Origin of the sequence: Sphingomonas sp. 2R-10, from assembly GCF_030062225.1 — a bacterium.
Classification (GTDB): domain Bacteria; phylum Pseudomonadota; class Alphaproteobacteria; order Sphingomonadales; family Sphingomonadaceae; genus Sphingomonas.
Genome location: NZ_JASCXF010000086.1, coordinates 1 through 1,399, shown reverse-complemented (window position 1 = coordinate 1,399; position 1,399 = coordinate 1). Strand labels below are relative to the sequence as shown.

The window sequence follows — 1,399 nt, the reverse complement described above, 5'->3', positions numbered from 1 at the left end:
GCAGCCTTCTTCTGTCATGCTCGCGGCGAGCGGTTTCGGTCCAGCCCATATGATCCCCGTGGTCTTCGCAACCCTCGGTGAATCACAACTGGCTGAAATCGCTCAACCTAATTTCCGGTTGGGCTCTGAAGCGATAGGAACTTTATCGCCCAAATCGCGCCGCGCAAGATTGACGGCTTCTTCCACGGTCTGTGGCGGAGCCTCACTCGACAACTCTACTTTCGCGGCTTGAGAAGAGCGAAGGGCGATAGTCAGCGTTTCGACGTTCTGACGAAGAACCTCGATCTCGTTGTCCTGCTCATCGACCCGGAGACGCAGAGCATCGTTTTCCGCAGCATAGGAGTCGGCAAGAGCGCCCATATCGCCACCATCGGTAGCGGTCGCTCTCGCCTGATCGGCGGCCTTCCTGACCTTCGCGACGTCGAAGTCGCGGAAGGCCGGATCGTCCGCTACGAAAGTGGAGGCTTCGATGATTCGGCCAGCGATCACACCGCGGATATGATCGCGCGCTTGAACCTCATTGTCGGCGCGCGACATCATCTGGTCCAATGTCCACAGCGGATGCATACGAAAGTCGTCACCGTTAGCGCGGAAAGGCCACAGCAAACGTACCGCGCCGTTATAGCAAGACCACTCCTTCCCTCGGCTTCGAGTCAGTTCCCAAGATGCCTCAGCCGATAAGCGCACTGTGTGTGCGAGGCCACAGAGGTCTTGACTAACCCGTTCATGCAGATCGCCGGCCAAGGTCTCACCCAGTAACTCGGACACGATCACGATCGGTAGACGGCGCTGGGTAGCGACCATCAATGCTTCGAGGTCCGGAACGTCATCAACATCGATCGGAAAGCTGTGAGCGAAAATGCGCTCACCAGAGGCACCGATCGTCCATGGTTCTCCCAGTGCCACAATGTCCCGGACGAAGCGCGGCGAACGGAGGGAAACCCCTGTCGGGGCGATGCCGCCGTCAGACCCTACGCTGAGCACGCAACGAAAAGCGGTGCGGCCCGCACCGGAGATGACATCGACATCAGTTTGAAGATTGCCGCCCTCCACCGCCTCAAGGATCGTGAACGTGTTCCGTTGCCGATCCTCAATCTGATCCGAAGTCTTGTCGAACGTGGCGCTTGCGCCGCTGTGACGAATGACGACGCCGCCATCCGGTGTTTTGATGAACTTTCGATCGCTCCACTTTTCCAGAATTGCGGCGATCCGCGAAGAGACGGCCTCGCCCTCAGAAGGCGCGGTGAATTGGAACTTGGCTACGACTCGCATGTCTAGAGGCTGTTATGGACTTGGAAGCGGGCTTGATTCATCCGTTATTGGATGAGCATTTGCCGCAAGTCGTATCTGTCTGACGTCAGTGATGAGGAATGGTCGCTGGTCGCACCATATTTGCTGT

At 57.8% G+C, this 1,399-nt stretch carries 1 protein-coding gene; it reads right to left on the bottom strand.

The genetic code is table 11. The annotated features are described in order from the left end of the window. Positions 1-102: 102 nt before the first annotated feature. Complete coding sequence (locus QLH51_RS19805) at positions 103-1,272, bottom strand: hypothetical protein (protein WP_283514678.1); 1,170 nt, start codon at positions 1,270-1,272, stop codon at positions 103-105. Positions 1,273-1,399: the final 127 nt, after the last annotated feature.

Bases quoted from the DNA above. Each gene is read 5' to 3' on its own strand.
- QLH51_RS19805 (WP_283514678.1), bottom strand. From the start codon at position 1,272: ATGCGAGTCGTAGCCAAGTTCCAATTCACCGCGCCTTCTGAGGGCGAG.